Raw genomic sequence first — 502 nt, 5'->3', positions numbered from 1 at the left:
GTGCCGATGCGGCGAACACGCTGCTCTTCCTCGAGGCCGTCGCGAAGATGGGCGAGGCCGCGGCCTCGCAGGTCGATGCGCCGGCGGCCGCGCGCTGGCTCGCCCGCACGCTCGGCGCGCCCGCCGAGGTCCTTGTCCCCGTTTCCAGCCCGGAGTGATGCCCCCGATGCCCGACAACCTCCTGCAGACCACGCCCGAATCCACCCGCCCCTCCGACGTCCCCGAAAAATTCTGGGACAACGGGAACGGCGCGATGCGCGTGGACGCGCTGCTGAAGAGCTACCTGGAGCTGGAGCGCCGCATGTCCCAGCGCATGGCGCCGCCGACCGACGCCACCGCTCCGGAGGACGTCCAGCGCTGGCGCGCGATGATGGACATTCCCGAGACGCCGGACGGCTACGAGGTCGAGGCGAAGCACGAGCTCTGCGGCCCGGACGCTGAGATCAACGCGCGGCTGCACGAGGCGGGGTTCTCCTGCCAGCAGGTGCAGCTGGTCTACGAC

General features: G+C 71.1%; 1 protein-coding gene. It reads left to right on the top strand.

All coding sequences use genetic code 11. From position 1 onward, the window contains the following. Positions 1-166: 166 nt before the first annotated feature. Positions 167-502 (top strand): hypothetical protein (locus AC1DWF_RS39135; RefSeq protein WP_476843758.1); only part of this gene is annotated, 336 nt, incomplete at its 3' end.

The sequence above is a fragment of the Aminobacter sp. P4_D5 genome, from assembly GCF_056401815.1.
The sequence above is the reverse complement of the archived record's forward strand: the minus strand, read 5'-3'. Positions and strand labels throughout refer to the sequence as shown.